General features: G+C 67.0%; 20 protein-coding genes and 3 pseudogenes. 7 read left to right on the top strand and 16 right to left on the bottom strand.

Annotation, left to right across the window (positions count from 1 at the left end; genetic code table 11):
- Positions 1-12: 12 nt before the first annotated feature.
- A complete protein-coding gene (locus U9978_RS03465; RefSeq protein ID WP_322759550.1) occupies positions 13-1,287 on the bottom strand; it encodes an ATP-binding protein in 1,275 nt (424 codons plus the stop codon).
- 57 nt (positions 1,288-1,344) lie between these two features.
- Here U9978_RS03465 and U9978_RS03460 point away from each other — a divergent pair.
- A pseudogene (locus U9978_RS03460) lies at positions 1,345-2,361 on the top strand (D-alanyl-D-alanine carboxypeptidase family protein); the annotation flags it as partial.
- A gap of 485 nt (positions 2,362-2,846) precedes the next feature.
- Here the strand turns inward: U9978_RS03460 and U9978_RS03455 are convergent.
- The 4 genes from U9978_RS03455 to U9978_RS03440 form a co-directional block, all read right to left on the bottom strand.
- Positions 2,847-3,869 (bottom strand): YihY/virulence factor BrkB family protein, encoded by a 1,023-nt coding sequence (locus U9978_RS03455; RefSeq protein ID WP_322759549.1) that lies wholly within the window; start codon positions 3,867-3,869, stop codon positions 2,847-2,849.
- A 106-nt stretch (positions 3,870-3,975) separates the two neighbouring features.
- A complete protein-coding gene (locus U9978_RS03450; protein ID WP_322759548.1) occupies positions 3,976-4,887 on the bottom strand; it encodes an SDR family oxidoreductase in 912 nt (303 codons plus the stop codon).
- A 27-nt stretch (positions 4,888-4,914) separates the two neighbouring features.
- Entirely contained in the window at positions 4,915-5,106 is a 192-nt protein-coding gene (locus tag U9978_RS03445) for a ferredoxin (protein ID WP_322759547.1), read from the bottom strand.
- Positions 5,107-5,132: 26 nt separating this feature from the next.
- Positions 5,133-6,368 carry a cytochrome P450 gene (locus U9978_RS03440; RefSeq protein ID WP_322759546.1) on the bottom strand — a complete coding sequence of 412 codons (1,236 nt, stop codon included), beginning with the start codon at positions 6,366-6,368 and terminating at the stop codon, positions 5,133-5,135.
- Positions 6,369-6,481: 113 nt separating this feature from the next.
- Here U9978_RS03440 and U9978_RS03435 point away from each other — a divergent pair.
- Positions 6,482-6,709: pseudogene (locus tag U9978_RS03435) on the top strand (helix-turn-helix domain-containing protein); the annotation flags it as partial.
- A 467-nt stretch (positions 6,710-7,176) separates the two neighbouring features.
- Here the strand turns inward: U9978_RS03435 and U9978_RS03430 are convergent.
- Positions 7,177-8,034 (bottom strand): serine hydrolase domain-containing protein, encoded by an 858-nt coding sequence (locus U9978_RS03430; protein WP_322759603.1) that lies wholly within the window; start codon positions 8,032-8,034, stop codon positions 7,177-7,179.
- Positions 8,035-8,125: 91 nt separating this feature from the next.
- On the opposite strand from U9978_RS03430, the gene U9978_RS03425 reads away from it, so the two are divergent.
- On the top strand, positions 8,126-9,391 hold the full coding sequence (locus U9978_RS03425) for a geranylgeranyl reductase family protein (RefSeq protein ID WP_322759545.1): 1,266 nt from the start codon (positions 8,126-8,128) through the stop codon (positions 9,389-9,391).
- Between the two features lie 110 nt (positions 9,392-9,501).
- Here the strand turns inward: U9978_RS03425 and mdh are convergent, their stop codons facing one another.
- Positions 9,502-10,434, bottom strand: coding sequence for a malate dehydrogenase (mdh, locus tag U9978_RS03420; RefSeq protein ID WP_322759544.1), 933 nt, complete (start codon positions 10,432-10,434; stop codon positions 9,502-9,504).
- Between the two features lie 155 nt (positions 10,435-10,589).
- Entirely contained in the window at positions 10,590-10,967 is a 378-nt protein-coding gene (locus tag U9978_RS03415; RefSeq protein WP_322759543.1) for a DUF3017 domain-containing protein, read from the bottom strand.
- A 280-nt stretch (positions 10,968-11,247) separates the two neighbouring features.
- Here U9978_RS03415 and U9978_RS03410 point away from each other — a divergent pair, with 280 nt between their 5' ends.
- Positions 11,248-11,556 carry a hypothetical protein gene (locus U9978_RS03410; RefSeq protein WP_322759542.1) on the top strand — a complete coding sequence of 103 codons (309 nt, stop codon included), beginning with the start codon at positions 11,248-11,250 and terminating at the stop codon, positions 11,554-11,556.
- A 209-nt stretch (positions 11,557-11,765) separates the two neighbouring features.
- Here the strand turns inward: U9978_RS03410 and purH are convergent, their stop codons facing one another.
- From purH to U9978_RS03395, 3 genes are all read right to left on the bottom strand, one after another.
- Positions 11,766-13,382, bottom strand: a complete 1,617-nt coding sequence (gene purH / locus U9978_RS03405; RefSeq protein WP_322759541.1) for a bifunctional phosphoribosylaminoimidazolecarboxamide formyltransferase/IMP cyclohydrolase — start codon at positions 13,380-13,382, stop codon at positions 11,766-11,768.
- A complete protein-coding gene (gene purN / locus U9978_RS03400; RefSeq protein WP_322759602.1) occupies positions 13,379-13,954 on the bottom strand; it encodes a phosphoribosylglycinamide formyltransferase in 576 nt (191 codons plus the stop codon). Before purN ends, purH begins: the two co-directional genes overlap by 4 nt.
- A gap of 104 nt (positions 13,955-14,058) precedes the next feature.
- Positions 14,059-14,631: a helix-turn-helix transcriptional regulator gene (locus U9978_RS03395; RefSeq protein WP_322759540.1), complete on the bottom strand. Its 573-nt coding sequence runs from the start codon at positions 14,629-14,631 to the stop codon at positions 14,059-14,061.
- A 61-nt stretch (positions 14,632-14,692) separates the two neighbouring features.
- Here U9978_RS03395 and U9978_RS03390 point away from each other — a divergent pair, with 61 nt between their 5' ends.
- Positions 14,693-15,220, top strand: coding sequence for a DUF4190 domain-containing protein (locus tag U9978_RS03390; protein WP_322759539.1), 528 nt, complete (start codon positions 14,693-14,695; stop codon positions 15,218-15,220).
- Here U9978_RS03390 and U9978_RS03385 read toward each other — a convergent pair.
- From U9978_RS03385 to U9978_RS03365, 5 genes are all read right to left on the bottom strand, one after another.
- Positions 15,127-16,581: a DUF6350 family protein gene (locus U9978_RS03385; protein WP_322759538.1), complete on the bottom strand. Its 1,455-nt coding sequence runs from the start codon at positions 16,579-16,581 to the stop codon at positions 15,127-15,129. The two genes, U9978_RS03390 and U9978_RS03385, sit on opposite strands and share 94 nt — an antisense overlap.
- A 103-nt stretch (positions 16,582-16,684) precedes the next feature.
- Positions 16,685-17,350 carry a hypothetical protein gene (locus U9978_RS03380; RefSeq protein WP_322759537.1) on the bottom strand — a complete coding sequence of 222 codons (666 nt, stop codon included), beginning with the start codon at positions 17,348-17,350 and terminating at the stop codon, positions 16,685-16,687.
- 229 nt (positions 17,351-17,579) lie between these two features.
- Positions 17,580-18,455 carry a succinate--CoA ligase subunit alpha gene (sucD, locus tag U9978_RS03375; protein ID WP_322759536.1) on the bottom strand — a complete coding sequence of 292 codons (876 nt, stop codon included), beginning with the start codon at positions 18,453-18,455 and terminating at the stop codon, positions 17,580-17,582.
- A gap of 24 nt (positions 18,456-18,479) precedes the next feature.
- Positions 18,480-19,646 (bottom strand): ADP-forming succinate--CoA ligase subunit beta, encoded by a 1,167-nt coding sequence (gene sucC / locus U9978_RS03370; protein WP_322759535.1) that lies wholly within the window; start codon positions 19,644-19,646, stop codon positions 18,480-18,482.
- 528 nt (positions 19,647-20,174) lie between these two features.
- A complete protein-coding gene (locus U9978_RS03365) occupies positions 20,175-20,591 on the bottom strand; it encodes a cobalamin B12-binding domain-containing protein (protein WP_322759534.1) in 417 nt (138 codons plus the stop codon).
- A gap of 557 nt (positions 20,592-21,148) precedes the next feature.
- Here U9978_RS03365 and U9978_RS03360 point away from each other — a divergent pair.
- Complete coding sequence (locus U9978_RS03360) at positions 21,149-22,039, top strand: esterase/lipase family protein (RefSeq protein WP_322759533.1); 891 nt, start codon at positions 21,149-21,151, stop codon at positions 22,037-22,039.
- A 314-nt stretch (positions 22,040-22,353) separates the two neighbouring features.
- Positions 22,354-22,570: pseudogene (locus U9978_RS03355) on the top strand (M23 family peptidase); the annotation flags it as partial.

The raw sequence follows: 22,570 nt of genomic DNA, 5'->3' as shown, positions 1-22,570 counted from the left end.
GGTGGAGCAAGGCTAACGGCGTGGGAATGCGTCGCCCGGGCCGTAGCGGACCCCGGTGCCGCCGTGGGCATCGCCAATCTTGCACAGGACACCACGGCGGCGCAGGTCGGCGAGCATGTCCCGGGCGCCGAACATGGTCACGTCGAACATCCGCTGCAGCGTACGGTTGGTGACGTACCCGTACTCACGGACATGTTCGAGCACCTTCTCGTCCGTCTGCGCGGGGCCCTGGCGGTGGTAACGAACAGCGCGCCCGAGCCCGGCGAGCGCGGCGGGGCGTAGCCGGTAGGTGGGCAACGGCCGGCCCGCCGTTCGCCTGGTCGTTTCGACCAGTTCCAAGGCGACCATGCGGGCCAGCACCTCCTGGCTTTCCGGCGCCGGGCGCTGCACCACCCGAGCCAGGGTAACCGCGTCCACCGACTGGCGGGTCCGCAGGTAGGACAGGGTCAGCAGGATTTCGACGTCCCGACCCGCCTGGGCGGGCAGCGTTGAGACGTAACCGACGAAGGCGTCGTCGCCTATGCCACCACGGACCACGGCACGGACCGAGGTACCGAGATCGGTGAACGTCGGCGGCTCCTTGCCCACCCGCAACAGCTCACGAAATGCGCGATCGACTCCTTGACCGGTGCGTTCGGCAAGCCGAAGCATTGAAAAGACCTCGGTAAGCAGCCGATTACGAGGCGTCGAAGGATAGCTGAGAACATTATCCGGCGTGATCCCGGGAAGAAATCCCCCGGGGCTTGTCACAATGAGCGCCTCCGGGGAATGCTCCACATCCACCGTGCCGTGGGTCTCATACGACCGGTGGAGGAAGGCGTTGACGACCAGCTCACGCACGGCGTTCTGCGGGTAGTCGACGAGTTGCAGTTGGATGCCGCCGGAGATGTTGAGCGGGCGGAACGCGGCATGCGCTTCGACCAGGCCGAGCATGCGCTCGATACCCGCAAGGACCGGCTGCTCCTCCCGAACCCGACTGGTCGCTTCCGAGCCGCTCGACGGCCGGTACTGAAAGGAATAACCATGTCCGGGTAGCAGTTGCCGCAGCGCATCCTGCCGGCCGAGTAGCAACAGGCCGGCATAGGTCAGCTCTCCGGCGGGGGTCAGCAATCGCAGAGCGGTCAGCACCCGCAGGTCATCCTGCCCAGCAAGATCGCCCTTGTCCGCGGCCGCGAGATAATCGCGCAACCGTCCGAGTTCGAGGTGAGACAACGCGTCGATACCATGGTAGCCACACGGCTGCGCGGACCAGTCGAGTTGACCTCTAGCGATGAGGAGATCCCGCACGGTCTCAGGCTAGTCGATCTGAGGCCTAACTGAGACCTAACTGAGAAGCCGTCACGAGTGGACGCCAATCAGTTGTTCCTCAGTTGTCATCCGTCAGGCCCGACTGGAGTGATAACTCGGTGCAACTCGGTACCGCCAGCACGCTTCGGTACGACACGGCCAGCCCTCTCGCTTCACATAACTGTGACTGACAGTAATCTCCATCAGGTGCCTCGGACTCGCGAACGCTTGCGCGCGACACGTTCCGTGCTGCTGGTCGTCTCCCTGGTGACATGGCTGATCGCCGCGCTCTCGACCACGGCGGCGGCCGCTTCCGAGCCCGCACCGGCACCGGCACCGAGGCCAGCCAGCCCGAACCTCCTCGGCGGTCCGGTGCTGGCGAGCGTCGGTGTGGTGGTCGGTTCGCGAGCGTCTTCCCCGCCCCCCGACACCACCGCCGCGAGTTGGCTCATCGCCGACGCCGACAGCGGAGCGGTCCTCGCGGCTCGAGACGCCCACGGTCCCCACCTGCCGGCGAGCACGCTCAAGATCCTAACCGCACTCGCCGTGCTGCCGCGGCTGTCGCCTGCCCAGGCGGTGACGATCAGTACTGCGGCTGCGTCGGTCGACGGAACGCGGGTGGGTCTCGTCCCGGGCATGGCCTACACGGTCGCGGAACTCGCCACGGCAATGATCGTCGCTAGCGGTAACGATGCCGCTGTCGCACTCGCCGAAGCCGCCGGCGGAACCGACGCCACGGTCGTACTGATGAACCGGACCGCGGCCGACCTGAACGCGCGCGACACAACGGCAGGGGATCCAAGCGGCCTGGACGCACCCGGGCAGACGACATCAGCATACGATCTTGCATTGCTCGGCCGGGCCGCGCTCGACAGTCCCATCGTCGGCAGGTTCCTGACCATCCCACGGGCGACCGTCCGCGGCCGGCCCGGCACATCGTTCGAAATCCAGAACCACAATGACCTGCTCGCCTCGTATCCGGGAACGATCGGCGTCAAGAACGGATACACCGCCGCGGCGGGCGCCACCTACATCGGAGCCGTCCGGCGCGGCGGTCACACGCTCATCCTCACGATGCTGCGGGCGGATCCGGCCTATACCAAGGAGGCCCGGGAACTGCTCGACTGGGGATTCGCGAACGTCGACACAATCGGTCCGGTCGGACACCTTGTCGCGACGAGCGACGACGACCGCGACGTCGCGATGGTTCCGGACGGGTCAACCGTGGACGGCCTGCGGCAGCGGGCCGCCGCCGGTGCTGAATCGGGAACCGGAGGTCGGCATGACAGCGGCACGCACGATTATTCTGCGAAACAGCCACAACGGCGGGATATCGGCGACCACCCGATAGGTCCGGTCACGTGGATCGCCGTTGTGGTCACGCTGCTGGTTGGACTATTCGCGCTGAGTCGACGACTTATACGTCGCCACCTTGTTCCCAACATTGACGCGTTCCCGAACATGGACGCACTGCCCGGCATGGCAGCCCGACCACCCATCCACGCAGCCCACGTCTTGAGCTCGGGAAACGCCTCCACATCCCGCGTCCGGCTCGTGCCTCATCGACGAGGTGGCGGCGAGGACGGAACCCCGGCACCCGGGCTGCGTATCGAGCCCGGTGACAGCTCGGCATCAGCTGCCTTCCCGGCCGGCACAGCGGTACCAGCCGGCACAGCGGTACCCGACGGTGCGACATCGGACGAGTAGGGCGCGGTCACCGTCCACGCCGCGACCAGCAACGTCCAGCGCATCATGATATTGATCCAGATCAACAGCCCGACGATCACCGCGAACGTCCCGTAGACGGGGTTTCTGGTGGTCATGCCGACCAGCGAGGTCGCGAGAACCTTGAGCACCTCCACCCCGATCGCGCCGCACAGCGCCCCCCGCAGCGCACGGCGGTGGTCGGTGACCCGCGGCAGCCAGACAAACAGACAGAGGAACAGTGCCACGTCCAGGGCCAACGCGACGACGACAGCGAGTATCGACGTCACCGCTGTCGCCGCAGTACTGCCAGCGAGCCCGATCCAGTGCAGAAACGTCCCCGAGACCGAGGTGGCAACGCTGGTCACCGCGATCGACGCGAAGCTGATGAGACCGAGCCCGGCAAGGACGCCGACGTCCTTCACCCGGCGGACCACGACGTTGCCGACCTCCACGTCCTGATGCCACATGATCCTGATCGCGTCCCGCAGCGCGTCGATCCATGCCAGCCCGGCCAGCAGCAGACCGACCAGGCCGATCAGACCGACACCCACCTTCGCGTTGCCGATGCTGGCGATGTCCAGCTTGTCCGCAAGTCCCGGTAGATAGTCGTTGATCTGCCTGGTCAGCGCCTGCCGGACATCTGGATAGCTGTCGACCACGAAGCCCGCGATCGAGAAGGCCAGGGCGACCAAAGGGAAGAACGAGAGGAAGGCAAAGTACGTCGCGGCAGCCGAAAGCCGGTCGCCGCCGTCCTCGGTGTACCGGTGGTAGGCGCGCAGCACATGGTCGATGAAGGGCCGCCGACGGCGCACGGCACCAGCGGCACCGGATGCCTTCCGCACTCCGGAACGGACCGCGTTGATCGGATTGTCCACCGGACCTAACTACCCATCAAGGACGTCCCTGTCACGTCCGGCGCCGACCACTAAGGCATGTCTGATGGATCTTCGATCGCATCGACCAACATCCATCAGGCGCGCCCTAGCCGCCCGCATCGGGCTCGCCACTAACCGACGGAACGGGAGAATCTTGTGAAGCAGCGACGAAGGCGGCCTGCTGGGCCAGTTCCCAGCCCTCGGGGAACTGGATCGCGACGCGCCCCAGCGTGCCGCCGTCCGTCGTCGGGAAGCAGACCCCGGACATGTACGCGGACTCGTCGCAGGCCAGGAAGAGCGCGGCGTAGGCGTTGTCGAGCAGGTTCGGGGGACGACGCAGCTTCAGGGGCATCGGGGCGTAGTCCGGGTTCCAGGGACCAGCCACCTCCTCGTAGGACCTGCCGAGCACCTCAGCGTTCAGGGGGAGCCCGAAATTCACGGACATGCCGTGCGTAGGGCAGAGCGCGTTAACCCGTATGCCGTAGCCGCCGAGGTCAAACGCGGCACCCCGGACGAGCGCGTTCACGCCGCCCTTGCTCGCGGTGTAGATCGTGAAACTCGGGTACGCCGCCAGGGACGACGCCGACGAGGTGACCACGATCGTCCCACCACCCTGGGTCTTCATCACCCGGGCCGCATGCTTGACGGAGAAGAAGACACCTTTGAGGTTGGTGTCGTGAACGTGCGTCCAGCTCTCCTCGGTGGTGTCCTCGAGCGCGACAGTGCCCTGACCCGGCACGGTGACCCCGGCATTGGCGAACATGACGTCGAGGCGGCCGAAATGCTCGACGGCGAAGGCGACTGCAGCGGCGACCTCGCTTTCCACCGTGACATCGGTCCGGACTGCCAGCGCCCGACCACCACTCTCACCGATCAGGCTCGCGACGTCCTTTGCCCGTTGTTCGATGATGTCGGTGACGACGATCGTGGCGCCTTCACGCGAGAACAGCAGGGCGCTTTCCCGTCCTAACCCGGACCCGGCGCCGGTGATGACGACGACTTTGTCTTCAAGCCTCACCTGTACTCCTCGGAAAAGTGGAAGCAATCATTCGGATAACGAGATCGCGCGCTCGGGACACGCCGCTGCCCCGTCGCGCGCCTGCTGCTCAAGGGCCGTGGGCACCACCGCGTGCCCAATATGGCAGTAGCCGGCATCGTCGAGCCCGTAGACGTCCGTCCCGTAGGCGTTGCAGCGACCGTGCCCGACGCACAACGAAGGATCAACCTGCGCCCGCATGCGATTCTCCTGGGTGTCGTGAGCGGTCAGGAACGCGCGGTAGCCCAGACCAGTGGCAGGCTGTCAAAACCGGGAGCACCGCCGCCGTGCCTGATGACCGGGCTGGCTTCGGACAGCCGGTAAGAGGGAATAACCGCGTGCCACTCCTCCAGGGCGATCACCAACTCGTGCCGAGCCAGATGGGCGCCGAGGCAGCGGTGCGGACCGGCGCCGAAGGCCATCTGACGGATGGCCTTCCGAGTGACGTCGACCTGGTCGGGAAACGGGCATTCGGCCGCGTCGCGGCTGCCGTACGCGGTGGGCACGTCGACGCTGTCGCCTGCGTGCATCCGCACCCCATGGAAGTCGATGTCCCGGGTGACGTAACGGGAAGTACTGATGAAGGAATACTGGCGCAGCAGCTCTTCCACCACGTCGGGGATCAGCGCGGGCTCCGCGGCGATCGTCTCCTGTAGCTCGGCGTGGGTCGCCAGATGGTGGAAGGCCCATCCGATCGACTCGGTGACAGTGTCCAGCCCGGCGAGGCAGAGCTGGTAGGCGGTGTCGAGGGCCTCTTCCCTGGTCAGTGGGCGTCCGAAGACACGCGCCTTCAGGACCTCGCTGAACAGGTCACCGTTGTCCTGTTCCCATCGCGCATCGACGAACCCGATGAGGTAGGCCGCGAGCGCACCCCCTGAGGCCACCCGCTGTTCGAGCGGGACTTTGCGCACCAGATCGGAGATCCACCCCTCGAGCCGTGGCCAGTCCTCCTCCGGGAGCCCGAACCAGCTCGCGAAGACCTGGGTGGGCAAGGGCAGGGCGAAGTCCCGAATGAGGTCGCAATGACCACGCTTGGCAACCCCCGCTAACAGATTGCGGGCAAAGTCGCGGGCTCCGGGCACCAGCGAGACCACCGCCCTCGGCGCGAAGTGCGGGGACAGCGCGTTGCGGAACTCCCGATGCTCGGGCGGATCCAGCTCGTCGGGGATACCCGGACGGGGCCAGAACCTGGCCGGGGGGATGCCGCCCAGGCTGTACTGGTTGGAGAACACCTCGGGATCCTGCACGATCTCGCGGATCAGCTCCGCCTTGGTCACCACCCAGTAGCCGCCGTCGGCCGGGCTCCAGAAGATCCCTTCATCGCGATACCTCATCAGGTAACCGAAGGGATCCCGTGTATACGCAGGATCGTGCTTGTAGTCGAAGTCGCGCACGAGCGCCTCCGGGACGTGCGGCGCCACCGTTGGATCCGCGATGACGTGTCGCTCCTGCACATCGGTCATGCCCTGGCCTCACTCTCATGCGGACTACCGCTCCTGCCGTGGAGATGTTGCGTACCTCACAGTGGACAAATGATCATCTAGTGTCAAGATATCGCTGCTATCTAACTTGATCGGTGGACGTCGGCCCCGGCGAACGGGCGGTCGTCGGTCATCATGGTTGGGTGACCCAGGGCTCCCGGTCCCGACGCAGCTCGGCGACTGTCCGCTCGCTGGTCCTGGGCGCCGCCCGGGAGCTCTTCGGCGAACATGGCTACGAACAGGTCAGCACCCGGGAGATCGCCGCCCGCGCCGGCGTGACCCAGGCGTTGGTGTTCCGGCACTTCGACACCAAGGCCAACCTCTTCATCGAGGCCGTCTACCGGCCGTTCTACGACTTCGTCGCCGCGTACGTGCGGCGATGGATCGAGCACGGCCACGGCACCAGGAGCGCCGAGCAGAACACCCGGGACTTCGTCGGCGGTCTCTACGTTCTGCTTATTGACAACCACAAACTGTTGCTGGCGCTACCCGGGGGGCCGAGTGGCGGTTCGCCCGAACTTCGCACCCGCGTCGGCGCGTTTCTCCAGGAGGTCTTCGACAAGCTGGAACGGGAGATCGAGGCCGAAATGGCTGTACTCGACGCCCCCGTGGTCGACGTGGCGCTGTCCGTTCGGTTCACCGTAGCGCTCGTCTACGGCGCCACCGTGTTGGACGACGTGCTGTTTCCCGCCGGCCGACAGCATCCGACCAGAGCGCGCCTCGTCGAGGAGATGGCAGGGTTCGTGATTCGCGGTGCCGGCTCCGGGAGCCCACCGACCGACCACACCGATCATGTCAACCGAGCCGTCGACTCCCCGTCGCCGGCGCCAACGGCCGCCACCACGTCGTCGGACAACGTCGGCCAGGCATCCGCCGCCCAGGAACCGAATTCACGATCGGTCAGGCCCACGCACGCACCGTCCAGTGCTGGATCAACCCAGAGAAAAGTTCCGCTCCGGCCGAAATGACCGAAAGTCTCCGGTGAATTTGCGCTGCCCGTCCAGTGCGGGTTTTTCCGGCCGCGGATCTCGAAGCCGAGTCCCCAGTCGTTCGGGTTCTGCACACCGAACCCGGGCAGTACCCCGGCGGCACCGGGAAAAGCCACCGAGGTCGCCGCCGTGAATGTCTGCGGAGCGAGCAACCGCGGCGTCAGCAGTTCGCCGGCAAAAAGGAGCAGATCGGCCAGTGTCGATGACACCGCATAAGCCGGCGAGCCCGCCAGCGCAGACGCCGTCATACCCAGCGGCCTGAACACGGCCTCGGCGAGGTAGTCACCGAAAGCGATTCCGGACGCTTTTTCCACCGTCTCCCCGAGCACGTCGAAGCCGGTGTTCGAATACACCCGCCGTGCTCCGGGCCGGGTCACCGCCCGGGTGCCGGAAAAACCCAGGCCCGACGTGTGGGCGAGGAGATGGGCCACGGTCGAACCCGGGGGACCGGCCGGATCGTCCAGGCCGATGGCACCCTCCTCCACCGCGATCAGCGCGGCGTAGGCGGAGAGCACCTTCGACACCGATGCCAACCGGAACGATCTGTCGACGACGCCGACCGACCCACGTACCGCGACGTGGCCGAAGGCGTCGCGCACCAGCACGGCAACGGCCGCGTTATCGACCGGCCAGGAATCCACCTGCATGAGGGCATCCACCTGCCGAACTGTACGAACCCGGCCGGCCGGACGCTCGCCGGGCTCGCTGAGAGACTGGGCGGATGTGGCGACACCGACACCTCCCGATGCCATGACCGCATCCGAACCCGGCGTCCCGTCGGCAGCGGCCCGTGCGGCCGCCGGTAGCGCTGGTGCCGCCGATCCGTGCGCTCCGGTCGGATTGTCCGAGGTCGCGGACCTCCTCATCCTCGGCGCCGGACCAGCGGGCTGCGCCGCGGCGCTGCGCGCACTACAGCTCCGCCCGGATGCCCGCGTGGTGCTGATGGATGCCGCGGACTTCCCCCGGGACAAGGCGTGCGGCGACGGCATAGCCCCGCACGGCCTGGACGTCCTGCGTGCTCTCGGCGTGTCCGATGCCGTGGCCGGCTACCGGTCGGTGGATCGGATGCGGCTGCGGACCCCCGGCGGCGCGGAAGTGGCCACCCCGTGCCGACGGGCGAACCACGTGGTACCCCGTACGGTCTTTGACGCGCGACTCGTCGCCGCCGCCCGCGCCCGGGGAGCCGTGCTCCTACGCCGACGCGCGCGATCCGTCGTAGCCGGCGGCAGCGTGGACGAGCCGGTGGTGGTCGTCAACGGTGACCTGCGAGCACGGGTGGTGGTCGGCGCCGACGGTGCGAATTCGACTACCCGGCGCGCCCTGGGCATCGGGCCGAACCCACCGGAGGCGCTGGCCATCGCCGTGCGGGGGTATGCCGACGCGCCGCATACCAGCGGTCCGCCCGAACAGCTCATCGAGATGACTGACGAGGGCTGGCCGGCGTATGCCTGGTCATTTCCGATCGGCGACGGCCGCGCCAACATCGGCTACGGGATGTTGCGATCGAAGCTCGCCGCGCTGCACGGCGACGCCGCGGGTCGCACCGTCCTGCACGGCACGCTGGCCCGGATGTTGCCCGACCAACCAGCGCATCCGGGGACGCTGCGCGCCCACCATCTGCCCCTGTCGACGTGGCGACCCCGTCAGCCCGATGGTCCGGTTCTGCTCGCCGGGGACGCCGCATCATTGATCAATCCGCTGACCGGCGAGGGGATCTACTATGCACTGCTGTCCGGGTCGCTGGCTGGTGCGGCCGCTGTGACCGCCACGCCGGCCCGAGCCGGCGCAGCGTACCGCAAAGCCCTTGATCGGGAGCTGGGCCGACATCTGCGGCACACCGCCCTGTTGGCCGGGCTTGCCGGCCGCCGTCGAACCCTCATGGACTCAGCCGTCCGGGCAGCACGCCACCGGACCGAACTGTACGACAACCTGGTCGAGATCGGTCTTGGGCGGGGAACCATCCCGACCGCATCGGTGGCGCGCCTTGCGCTGCGAAAGCTGGCTCTGCCCGGATAGCAGCTGCCGGGCGGGCCTGGCCTGCCGGATCGGATGCACCGATCCGGCAGGAATCCCGGCCGGCCCCAACACGGTTCCTGGCACGGTCTCTGGCGAGATTCCCAACAGGATTACAGGCTTGCCACATCCGCCTGCTTGACTCGGACGGCTTCCGCGGCGGTGACGAGCGCAGCCTTCTCCGCTGCGGACAGGTCTATTTCGACGACCTTCTTCACACCCCCGCGACCTATCTGGGCGGGCACACCCAGATAGACCCCGGAAATACCGAACTCGCCATTCACCCACGCGCACACCGGCATGACCGCGCCGGAGTCCTGCGCCACGGCCTTCACCATCCGGGCGGCGGCAGCGGACGGCGCATAGTAAGCCGACCCGGTCTTGAGGAGCGCGACCACCTCGGCACCGCCGTTGCGGGTCCGGGTGACCAGCGCATCGATCGTGTCGGCGGGCAACAACTCCGTGAGCGGCCTACCGTCCACCGTGCACTGGGACGGAACCGGCACCATGGTGTCACCGTGCGAGCCCAGGGTGAGGGTCTGCACCGACTTCACCGGTACACCCAGCTCCACCGCGACGAAGTTGGTGAAGCGTGCGGTGTCGAGCATCCCAGCCTGGCCGATGACCCTGCTCCGGGGGAACCCCAGAACGTTGGCGGCGAGCGCGGTCATCTCGTCCAACGGGTTGGAAACCACCACGACGACGGCGTCAGGCGACGATTTCGCGATGTTCTCCGAAACCTGCCGGACAATCTTCGCGTTGACCTCGATGAGGTCCATCCTGCTCATACCAGGCTTGCGGGGCAGCCCGGCGGTGATGACCACGACGTCCGAGCTCTCGGTGTCGTCGTAGTCGTTCGTTCCGATCACCGTGGTCTCGAAACCCTCGACCGGGCGCGACTGATTCAGGTCGAGGGCGATTCCCTGCGGTTTGCCCTCGATGATGTCCGTCAGCACGACCGTGTCGAAGATGTCGTACTCGGCGAGGCGCTGCGCGGTCGTGGAGCCGTAAAAACCGGCTCCGACCACAGTCACCTTCCCAGCCATCGGCTGTCAGCTCCCCAACTTCTCGATGATGGCGTCGACGTATTCCGCCGTCCCACCGCGGTGGCATCCGTACGGGTCGGCTTCAGGTCGTATGTGACACTACGCCCTTCCCGCAGGCCCGAGCAGCTGCCCGGCGGGCCGGGGGGCGCCTTGGCTCACGAGCCCCCGGCCGGCACCGCGAGCGTCACAACGATGATCGTTATTCCGAGCAGTGCGAGCGTGGTGACATCGAACACCCTGCCGCGCGCCACGAGTAACCCGACCCGCCGGGTCGGCAGAAACAGCCGTAGCAGTGCGCCGGCAAGCAGCGCCGCCCCGAGCCCGACCAGGCCCCGCCGCCAGTGACTCGCGGCCACGACCACGAGGGCGACACCGACGACGCCGAGCACGCCGGCGAAGACCGGCTCCCGCCTCGGCCACGACCACCACCGCGGCGCGGACCGACGATGTCGCAGGTTCATGGCAGCGTGGCGGACACCCGCCCGGTTCGCCGCCCGATGCTCGGTCCCCTCCCGCCCGTATACGGTTTCCAACCCGCTCACCCCGACCCTAGGTGGTCGGCGCCGGAAGTTCGTCCAGGGTCTGCCGGTGCCGACCACTAAGTTACCCGCCTGACCTGGTGCGATGCACCTGAAAAGAGCTACCGGTCAGGCACGAAAACGGTCTGCCCGCACCGGGCAAATCGCACGAGACGGCCGTATCGTCACGATCGCCGCACCGGATTCACAACCGGGACTACCCCCCGAGTGCAGGCGTCGTGCCTGACTAGGGCAGAATTCCGCCGCAAGTCCCCGGAGTGGGAGGGAGTGGGCCGTGGCAGACGAAACGCCACACAGCAAGAAACTGCAGGAACTGATGTTCCGGGCTTGGGAGACCTTCGGAGATGCCCGACATCTCGACAGCGATGACCGGGTGTTCGTCCAGGCTCTCGCGCGGCAGACGGCGGACAGGATCTCGGTCCTGTATGGCGCCAGCTGGCGGGAGGCGCTGGACTGGGTTGCGCAGCGTTATGTACCCAACGACGACGCACCCGGAGGTTCAATCCCGGCGTCATCAAACGGCACCTCAGCAAGCGCGCGGCGAGGCGCGGTGGCGGAGTCCACCACCACCTCCATCTCGTGAAACGTTGGTGCCGTTCGGCCGGACACCGATGGTCCGGACGGCACCAACGCCGAACACGCGCACCCCGACCTGATTACCACGGTGTGGTCGGGCTTCGTCGGTTTCGGGCGCCGTTTCCGGTGACAGGAGAAATGCTGGCAGCATGCACAATGCCGTTCGCATGAACAATGCCGTCAACATGCACAATCTTGTCAGGCTGCACAATGCCGTCAGTGTGCGAAGTGGCGGACGCCGGTGAAGTAGAGCGTCATCCCCGCTTCCCGCGCAGCGGCTATCACCTGGTCGTCACGCATGGATCCACCCGGTTCGACAACCGCGCGGACGCCGGCGTCGACGAGCACCTGCAGCCCGTCCGGGAAAGGGAAGTACGCGTCGCTTGCAGCCACAGCACCCCTCACCCGCTCACCGCCGCGGGCCACCGCCAGCATCGCGGCATCCACTCGATTGACCTGTCCCATTCCCACGCCGATCGTTGCGCCGCCTTGGGCTATCAGAATCGCGTTCGACTTGACTGAACGGATAGCCTTCCAAGCAAATGCAAGATCATCAATGGTCGCCTCGTCGGCGGGCGCGCCCGCTTCCAGCGTCCAACCGGCAGGGTCGTCACCAGCCGCGTCCAGAACGTCACGGGACTGCACCAGCAACCCACCGGAGATCTGGCGCATCTCAACGCCGTGCGGATCCGGCGACAGCGGGCATTCCAGCAGGCGGATCGACGGCTTGCGGGACAGGATCTCCGCAGCGCCGTCCGCATAGCCGGGTGCCACGACGACCTCGGTGAATATCTCCGCGATCTGCTCAGCCAAGGCGACGCTGACCGATCTGTTCGTCGCGATGACCCCACCGAAGGCGGACACGGGATCACATGCGTGCGCCTTGCGATGAGCCTCGGCGACATCGCCGCCGATCGCCAGGCCACAGGGATTCGCGTGCTTGACGATGGCCACGCATGGCCCGTGGAAGTCGCTCACAGCGCGCCGAGCCGCCTCGGCGTCGGTGTAGTTGTTGAACGACATCGGCTTACCGTGCAGTTGCCGGGCGCCCGCAAGCCCGGGCGCGCCGTCATCCGCCACGTACAGCGCGGCCCGCTGGTGGGGGTTCTCCCCGTAGCGCAGGACCTCCTCCCGTCGCCATACCGCGGCGACCGTTTCCGGCCAACCCGACTCGCGTGCGATCTCATCAGGCGCGAGGACCCCGGCGAACCACGACGCAACCGCGACGTCATATGCGGCGGTGTGCGCGAAAGCGCGCGCGGCAAGGCGACGCCGCGCATCGAGCTCGAAGCCGCCGGCCCGGATCGCGGCGATGAGCTCGGGGTAGTCCGCCGGCGAGACGACAACGGCCACCGACGGATGGTTCTTCGCCGCGGCACGAATCATCGCCGGCCCGCCGATGTCGATCTGTTCGACCGCCTCGTCCTCGGATGCACCGCCGGCGACCGTCTCCCGGAAGGGATAGAGGTTCGACACGACGAGGTCGAAAGGCTCGATGTCGAGTTCCGCGAGCGCCTTGGCGTGCTCGACGTTGCGTAGATCCGCGAGCAGGCCGGCATGCACCCGTGGATGCAGGGTCTTCACCCGGCCGCCGAGTACCTCGGGGAAACCGGTGAGGGTGCTCACCGGCGTCACGGCCAAGCCGTGGCGGGCGAGCACCTGCGCGGTGGACCCGGTGGAGATGACCTCCACTCCGGCGTCGGTGAACGCGGCCGCGAGTTCCGGCAAGCCAGCCTTGTCGTAGACGCTGACCAGCGCACGGTGGATGGGACGCCGGCCGGTGGCGACCAACTCGCCGACAGCGGAGGTCTGCTGACTCTGTGCGGACGTCATGTCCCCTCCTCTGACCGGACGATCCGGCCGATCGTCTCCACGTACAGAACGCGTTCCACCGCCTGGATGCGTGCACGCAGAGTTTCTTCCGTCTCGGATTCCGCCAGCACCACCGCCGCCTGCGCAAGGATCGGCCCGGTATCGACGCCCTCGTCAACCCAGTGCACCGTCACTCCGCTGACCTTGACCCCGTGCGCGAGCGCGTCGGCTACGGCGTGCGCCCCCGGGAACGCAGGCAACAGGGACGGATGGGTGTTCACCGTCCGAAAGCGCGCTATAACCTGTCTGTCCAGGATCTTCATGTAGCCGGCGAGTACCAACAGATCGGGAGCGTACACGGCGATCTTCTCCGCAGTGGCCGCGTTGAATGCTTCCCTGTCCACGGCGTCCTCCAAGCGGACGACGAACCAGGGAACGCCAGCCGCGGCCGCCCGCTCCTGCGCTCCGGTGCCGTAGCGGTCGGTGCCCACAGCAACGACTTCGGCACCAAAAGATTGGTCTTTGCATGCGTCCAGCACGGCCTGCAAGGTGGTACCCACCCCGGAGGCGAGAACAACCAGTCGTGCGGGCACGGAACTCTCCGGTACGACGGGTAGGCGGCGGCTCGCAGGTGGACGCATGACCGTTCCGACTGTACTGACGTCGGGCGACTCGCGCGCATCCACCACGTGCGTGGTCACCGGACGGCTTCGGATGCTGCCAAGCCGCCCGCGCGGGGTGCGGGAATGACCGGTGCCGCCGGCTCGGGGCACGAATCGGCCCGGTCAACGCAGTCACCCACGTCGGCTTCGTGCTCGACACACCGCCCGCCCCCACGAGACCTCCCGCAGTCGCTGTGATCATCGCCGACGATCGCGGGAACCGCCGCACGACCCGGCTGACCCGAGAGCTCGTCGCGGCCCGTGTCACGCCGGCCGAAATCCTCCCCGTCAAGAAGGTCACCAGGTCGGCAGAGGTACAGCTCAGCGAGACGCGCCAGCGTCCGGGTCGACGGTGCCCGCCCACCGCGGCCAGGCCAGATCTCCCAGTAGGAAAAGGATTTCCCCGTCTTGGGCGGGCCCTCCCCGGACCACCGCGCGTTCCATCGGCGGGCCGCCTCCTCCTGCGTCCAGCCGTGCGCGAGCCGAAAGGCGACCCGTGCGTTGAGGCGATAGCGACGCTGCCACTCCAGGGCGATGCCTCGGTAGGACCAGCCGAGTGCCCGCAGGCGCCCCGACTCGGCCCGCAGCCCGGCGGCGCTGACAGCCATGGCGACCTCCCCGTAGTCGAACTGATGTTCGTACCATAGCGAAGAGGTCGGACATTTCCTGATGCCACAGACCCTGGTCGGGTGCACGCCACGGCCCCTTATGATGTCTGTTGTCGCAACTGGGAGGACCTACCATGGTGATGCCGCAAAGCCCGCGGCCGGCGCCGTGACCGGCGGTGACCCGAGATCCGCCGGCGATCCGGACACCAACGGTGATCGCGCGGACAGGCCACGCAACAATCTTGGCCGGCTGTCCCTCGCATTCGGCCTGCTCGGTCTCGTGACCTGTTGGATCGGAATCGGCGGTCTGGCGGGCATCGCCGCTGTGATCCTCGGCATTCTCGGTCGTTCCCGCGCGCGGCGGATGCACGGTGTAGGCGGCGGCATCGCAACAGCCGGAATGGCCTTGGGCGTGCTGTCCGCCTTGATCGCACTGCTGCTTGTCGGCGGCAGCTGGACCTTCTACGAGCAACACGGCGACGACCTGCGCCGTTATCAGGACTGTCGGAAGGACCCGAACCAGGACCCGGCGGTCTGCCGGCAACGCTTCAACGACGTGATCGGAGATTCGCGCGACTCCAGCCGGTGAGACGTCCGGCCACGAACAGCAGCCGCTGCGCAGGTCGCAAGCACCGCCGCCACGCCCACCTCCGCCGTGGCGGCAAGACCGACCTGGATTCCCGGTGGGCCGAACGAAGCCAGCTCGCCCGCACCGAGCGACCCGCCGGAGGCCGCCGCGAGCGCCGCCATGGCGATCCCACACAACACCGACGCCAGTGCGACCCGTGCCAGGCATACCGGTACCGAGCAGGCTCCGTCGTCCCGTCGCACCATCCGGGCGGCAATACAGCCGGCTGTGACGGGTGCCAGCGCGAACACGAGCCAGACCGGGGCGGACGCCCCGGTTGTCGGCAGTCCGGCGAACATAGGCAGTTCCGGGACGTCGGCGAGGTGAACCCCGAAGGGCCGGACGAACCCGTGCACGCCCGTGGCGAAGCCAGGTCCCAACGCGTAAGCGGCCGCCCACACGACTACATTGGGTAGCAGGGCCACGTGTACGAAGAGCACTCCCGTACCTCCGACCTGGCCTGGGGCGAGGCGGTCAGCACTGCTAGCGATCTTCTGGATGTTCACGGCAAGGACGCCAGCGGTGATCATGGCACCCGCCGCGATGAGTACGGCGACGGCGGCGCCCGCCGCGCTGACGGTCGTGCGCACCGCCGTGGGAATCCTGGCTGTCACCCCTGGGCGCCACTGGCCACAGGTGGCGACGAGGGCACCTGCCGATGCGCCGGTCAGACTCATCGCCATCGCGCCCAGGAGCGCCGACGGTATCGACGGATGTGCAGCAGGATCATCCGCGGCGAGGGCGGTCACCACGGTGACGATCGCGTAAAACGCGACCACCATGGCTACGGGCCGGCCGACCGAAGACCGACGCGGCGTGGCCAGCCGGGCATCACGGCCTCGGACGGCGGTCAGGACATCACGCCGCCGGGGTGCCTCCCCGGATGACGACCGGCCTCGGACAAGTCTGTGACCTGCCAGCGCGGTCAGCGCGATCGGCAGCAGGGCAAGCCCGAGCGGCACCAGAGAAAGATCACCATCAGGCGTCGCAAAGCTTGTGCCGTGGGCTATCAGCCACAGATCGGCTGCCACCCGCACCGCCGCGCCGCCCCCCGCCCGCGTCCGCTGGTCCGATACCCAGAACAGTACGACCACGATCTCCGTCATGGCGAGCCCTGCGATCGGCGGCATGGCCGCCATCGCAAGATCGCCGCGTGCCGCTCGGACTGCCGTAAGGACCCGGCTGGCGCCCATCCGGAGCATGCCGGCCCGGAGCATGCCGGCCCGGAGCATGCCGGCCCGCGGAGAGGTGACACCGCGGGACGCGGCACGCAGACGAACACCCGGCGACCGGGACTGGCCGCGTGGGAACGAATTGGCCATTTTTCGACGCTCGCACGCAAACGGCACGGTCCGATGCCCAACACGCCGTAACAACGTCCGCGGATTTGAAACCAGCTCCGCAACCGGCGCTCAGCAACCGGTGCTACTGATCCCGCTGCCCGTAGGGCGGCTGTCCGAAATCGCCTTGCGGCGGCTGGGCATAACCACCCTGCGGAGGCTGGCCGTACGGGCTCTGTTGCCCGTACCCACTCTGCGGCGGTTGCTGCCCGTACCCACTCTGGGGCGGTTGCCCGTAAGCGCCAGGCTCGCCATACCCACCGGGTATCGGACGACCCGAGGCGTCGTACTGAGCCCCGGGGGCTGGGGGGAACTGCGAGCGACCGCGAGAGCCCTGCCCTGGCAGGGTGTACCCGCTCGCGAGGACGCTGAGAACCGCGCAGACCGTGATCGCCACGGACGCTATGAGCCCGAGCCACAGCCCCGCGGCACGGTCGAAGTTGTCGATACCCAGCAGCATCTTAAGCATGATCATGATCGTGCCGAGCCCTGCCAGCCCTGCGATGATCAGAACCCAGTCGACACCCACCGCCGGCAGCTGAACGCGGGTGAAGGTCCGCACCACCACCAGAGCGGCCACGAGCAGCCCGAGCTCTACGCCACCGTAGGCGAAGAACCCCACTCCCCACGCATTCTCCCCGAACCTACCGACCGAGAACCAGTCGAATAACGAGGCGATGAACAGAACGGCACCTGCGACGAGAACGCCGAGATCGTTATTTGGTACGTCGCGGCCGGCGAGACGTGGCACGGAATGACCCCACTTCATGCGATCAACGGTGACCTGATGGACCTGCCTCCACCACGTTAGCCGTTGCACCCCAGAACGCTACGCTTAGAGCACCCGGCAATTAGGAGACGCGGCGTCGCGGGGCCGGGGCACGCACCTCGCTGTGTTGTCGTCGGTCGACACCCGTGCGAACGACAAAACCGGGTGTGGCCCGCCGCCGACGCGACAGACCACACCCGGTCACGGAGTTTCAGAACGAACGCATGACGTCAGCCATCAGACGGGCGGTCTCCGACGGCGTCTTGCCTACCCGCACGCCCGCCTTCTCCAACGCTTCCTTCTTGGCCTGAGCCGTGCCGGACGATCCGGACACGATAGCCCCTGCGTGCCCCATCGTCTTACCCTCCGGCGCGGTGAAGCCCGCGACGTACCCGACGACCGGTTTGGTGATATGAGCCTCGATGTACGCGGCGGCACGCTCCTCGGCGTCACCACCGATCTCACCGATCATCACGATCGCGTCAGTGCCATCGTCGGCCTGGAACGCGTCGAGTGCGTCGATGTGGGTCGTGCCGATGACAGGGTCACCACCGATACCGACGGCGGTGGAGAAGCCGAAGTCCCGCAGCTCGTACATCATCTGGTAGGTCAACGTACCGCTCTTGCTGACCAGACCGATGCGTCCGGGTGGGGTGATGTCCGCCGGGATGATGCCGGCGTTCGACTTGCCCGGACTGATGATGCCCGGACAGTTCGGACCGATGATCCGAGTCGTGTTGCCCTTGGACTGCGCGTACGCCCAGAAGTCGGTGGTGTCATGCACCGGAACGCCTTCGGTGATGACCACGACGAGCGGGATACCCGTGTCGATCGCCTCGATCACAGCGGCCTTGGTTCCCGCGGGCGGGACGTAGACCACCGAGACGTTCGCACCGGTCTTCTCGATCGTCTCGGCCACGGTCGCGAAGACCGGAACGCCCTCGACCTCAGTGCCCGCCTTCTTGGGGTTGGTACCACCGACGATCACCGACCCCGCACGCAGCATCCGGGCGGTGTGTTTGCGTCCTTCGGAGCCGGTGATGCCCTGAACCAGGATCTTGGACGTCTCGTCCAGCCAGATTGCCATTGTCGGAAGCCTCTTCCCGTCCGCTCAGGCCGCAGCCGCGGCGAGCTGGGCGGCGAGCTTCGCCGCACCGTCCATGGTGTCCACCGGCCTGACCACGTCGAGGTTCGCCTCGGTGAGGATGCGTCGACCCTCGTCCGCGTTGTTGCCGTCCAGCCTCACGACCAGCGGCGTGGTGACATCGCCGACGATCTCGAGGGCCTGCACGATACCGTTCGCAACCGCGTCGCAGGCGGTGATCCCACCGAAGATATTCACGAACACGCTCTTGACCTCGGGGTCGGAGAGAATGATCGACAAGCCGTCCGCCATCACCTGCGCGGACGCGCCGCCGCCGATGTCGAGGAAGTTGGCGGGCCGCTGGCCACCGAACTCCTCGCCGGCGTAGGTCACGACGTCCAGGGTGGACATGACCAGGCCGGCACCGTTGCCGATGATCCCCACCTGTCCGGACAGCTTGACGTAGTTGAGGTTCTTCTCCTTGGCCCGCTGCTCAAGGGGGTCCACCGCCGCGACATCGACGAACCCGGTGTGATCGGGGTGCCGGAAGGATGCGTTCTCGTCCAGGCTGACCTTGCCGTCCAGGGCCAGCACACGGCCGTCGGCGGTCAGGATCAGCGGATTGACCTCCACCAGCGTGGCGTCGGACCGCACGAAGACGTCCCACAGCTTCACCAGGAGTTCGGTGGCGCCGTCGAGGGCTGCCTGCGGCAGCTTCGCCGCGACCGCGATCTGGCGGGCGACGGTTGCGTCCACCCCGGTCAGCGGATCGATCGGGATGCGCGCAAGCGCTTCGGGCTTGGTCGCGGCGACTTCCTCGATCTCCATCCCACCCTCGCGGGAGCACATGGCGAGGAACGTCCGATTCGCCCGGTCGAGCAGGAAGGAGGCGTAGTACTCCTCGGCGATGTCACTCGCCTGCTCCACCAGGACCGAGTGGACCGTATGACCCTTGATGTCCATCCCCAGGATGGCGGCGGCCTTGGTGGTGGCGTCAGCCGGACCGTCAGCGACCTTCACTCCGCCGGCCTTGCCCCGGCCGCCGGTCTTGACCTGCGCTTTGACGACGACGCGCCCACCGAGATCGGTGGCGATGGCGCGCGCCTCGTCGGGGGTCGTGGCGACCTTGCCGGAAGGCACGGGGACGCCGTGATCGGCGAACAACTTCTTCGCCTGATATTCGAAGAGATCCACAGTCCGTCCAGTCGGATACGAGATCGGTGGTCAGGATCGAAGGTTGAAGGTTCACGGAGAGGAGAACCGTCCCAAGCCTACTGACGTGTCCGTCGCGGCAACCGCACTGGCTGCCGCGACGGACAGTCACGTATGTCCGGGACAGCACCATCATCACCCGCATCGACCATCGGGCGCCGCACTTTGTGGCGGCCGACACCGCAATCACACCGAACGCGTCCCCGATCGTGACGATCGCAGCCTCCGCCCAGGACGCAACCGCTGCCCCCACGCGCGGATCCGCCTACCGGACACGTATCCCGGCGCCACCGATCCCGGTTTCACCGATCCCGATACTACGACGAAGACGCCACCGGGGCCGTCCAGCCAGATCACGCTGAAGATCACAGCTGGGAGCGAAAGGCGGGCGTGTGCTCCGTTACCCCGGCCCCACTCCTTGATCCACTTCTCTCTTGCCGGACGCTCTTATTGCAGGGCGCTCTCAAGGTGGTCAGAGCCCGGCTGCAACCCGGATCAGCCCCGGTGCGATCAGAGTGCGTGAACCGCTGCCACTCGCGAACGGATCCAGTCGACGATTTGACCCGTCGTCGCCCCCGGCGTAAATATCTCGGCGACCCCGAGCGCCTTGAGTTCGGGGATGTCTGCGGCCGGGATGATTCCGCCACCGGTGACCACGATATCGGTCACGCCGCGCTCCCGCAGCAGCTCCATCAACCGCGCAAACAGGGTCATATGCGCGCCTGAGAGCACCGAAAGACCGATGCAGTCGGCGTCCTCCTGAATGGCGGTCTCCACGATCTGCTCGGGCGTCTGATGCAAGCCGGTATAGATGACCTCCATACCCGCGTCCCGCAACGCGCGCGCGATCACCTTGGCACCACGATCATGGCCGTCGAGACCCGGCTTGGCAACCACAACCCGGATCCGCTCACCGTTTCCGCTCACGCCGCCTCCTTGCGATCCGTGACATCGACTTCCATGACAGGGTGCTGAGCGCGACGCCCGGCCGGCTCGCCGGCTCGCCGCCTGGATCGCCGTATGCACTCATCAACATCCGGGAGACAGACCCTAGCGGCGCACGCCCGGAGAAGCACGTCGTTGCCGGCTTGACCTGCACGGGCTCGCACCACGAGCACGGCCTGCAAGCAGCACAGCCAGCAGGGAGCACAGCCATCAGGGCCGGCATGGTCATCCGCTCACGTCCGGCGGAGAAACAGTCGACAGCCATCACGTCCGTTTGTACTCTCGGTCACAGTGGACGTCCTAGTGATCCACAATGCCTCCGGCGGCACAAGGGGTCACGCAGAGGGTGATCGGTAGATCGTTTCACGATCCGCCAACCACCGATGATCACACTGTTCCGGTTGGCCGGTTCTTCCGCGGCTATCCACGCACGGACGGGAGAAGGGGTAATCGGAAAACGTCAACTGGGCCGGACCGACACCGCGGTAGCCAGGATCGCCAGATCCTTCGGCACGACCACGGCCCGCCACGGTGCGAAAGTGACACGTGGGCTGCTCGATGTACCCGCAACGGTGCGCGGGATGGTCGTGGAAGCCACCTGGCTGGCAACCCATGTCGCCTTCTATCCGGTCGGAGTCCTCTCAGAAAAACTGCGTGAACCCGCCGACCGCTACACCCTCGAGGGACTCTCACCGCTGCGGCGCGGCCTTCTCGTCGGCGACATCGAAGCTGCGAGCACACCGATCCTGCTGGTACACGGCCTGATCGACAACAGGTCCATCTTCACCCGGCTGCACCGTTCGCTGCGCCGACGCGGCTTCGGATACGTCGCAACGGTGAACCTGCCTCTGTTCACCTCGGATATTCCGACAGCGGCCAGCCGGCTTGCCACGATGGTCGAGGCAATGTGCGAACAGACCGGCTGTGGACGCATACATATCGTCGCCCACTCGCTCGGCGGCCTCGTTGCACGCTATTATGTCCAGAAACTGGGCGGCGACACACACGTCCACACGCTCGTGACGCTGGGAACCCCACATGAAGGTACCCGTCTCGCCCGGATGGTCCCCCCGATGCTGCCGTACACCCTGCTGCGTCAGCTACGCCCCGATTCGGACGTGATCCGGGAACTGGCCGAACCGGCCGCGGGTTGCCGAACGCGTTTCCTGGCGTTTTCCGGCGATCTGGACACAGTGATCCGCCCAACCGAGTCAGCCCTTCTTCACCATCCAGACCTCAGCGTCCGCAATGTTCGCCTTCCCGGTGTCGGCCATCATTCGCTGCCGTTCAACCTCGACGTCGTCCATCAGATTGCGACCATGCTGGCCCATCTCGACGATGACGCGGAACATCCCACCGCCGGTCGGGGCGGCCAGGGCAGCCACAAAAGGAGTCAGCCAGCGACTGCGGCACGGACCGAAGCGCTGTAAGAGGGACCGGCAAGAGGGACACGGCGTCGCGGGGCCGGGTCCCATCCGACCTGATCGAATTGCGTCGCCTACGCCGGCGACGGAAAACTACCTATATTACACCTACCACTGCTACGCCTGTCTGGTCGGGGGTGGCATCAAAGTCCGGTTTAGCCGGTGTAGCGTCGTAATCGGTTTACGGGACCCCCCCTCCCGTCGCGTAGTGCTGCGACAGGAGCCTTGTCGACCAACAGGAGCGTGAGTCCGGGTTGTCGCAACCCCCCACCCACAGCTCCGCACGGCACCGCGGCCACGGTAGACCCGCCAGGCGTGGGATGGCGTTGGGCCTCGGCCGGCGGGCAGCGTCGCTGGCGCAGCTGCGCCGCACTGGCGTCGCATCGGCCGTCGTGTCCACGCTGGGCATCGCCATGGTCAACACAACGGGCATTGCGCACTCCGAACCGCCAGCCGTCGCCCACCTCGGGATTACCGGGACGGTTTCAGCAAGATCGGCCGCGGGCCCGACCGGGACCGACGACCTGAGTGACCCGA

This window comes from Protofrankia sp. Cr2, from assembly GCF_963555885.1.
Classification (GTDB): domain Bacteria; phylum Actinomycetota; class Actinomycetes; order Frankiales; family Frankiaceae; genus Protofrankia.
Note: the sequence above shows the minus strand (reverse complement) of the source record. Positions and strands in the feature narration are given on the sequence as shown.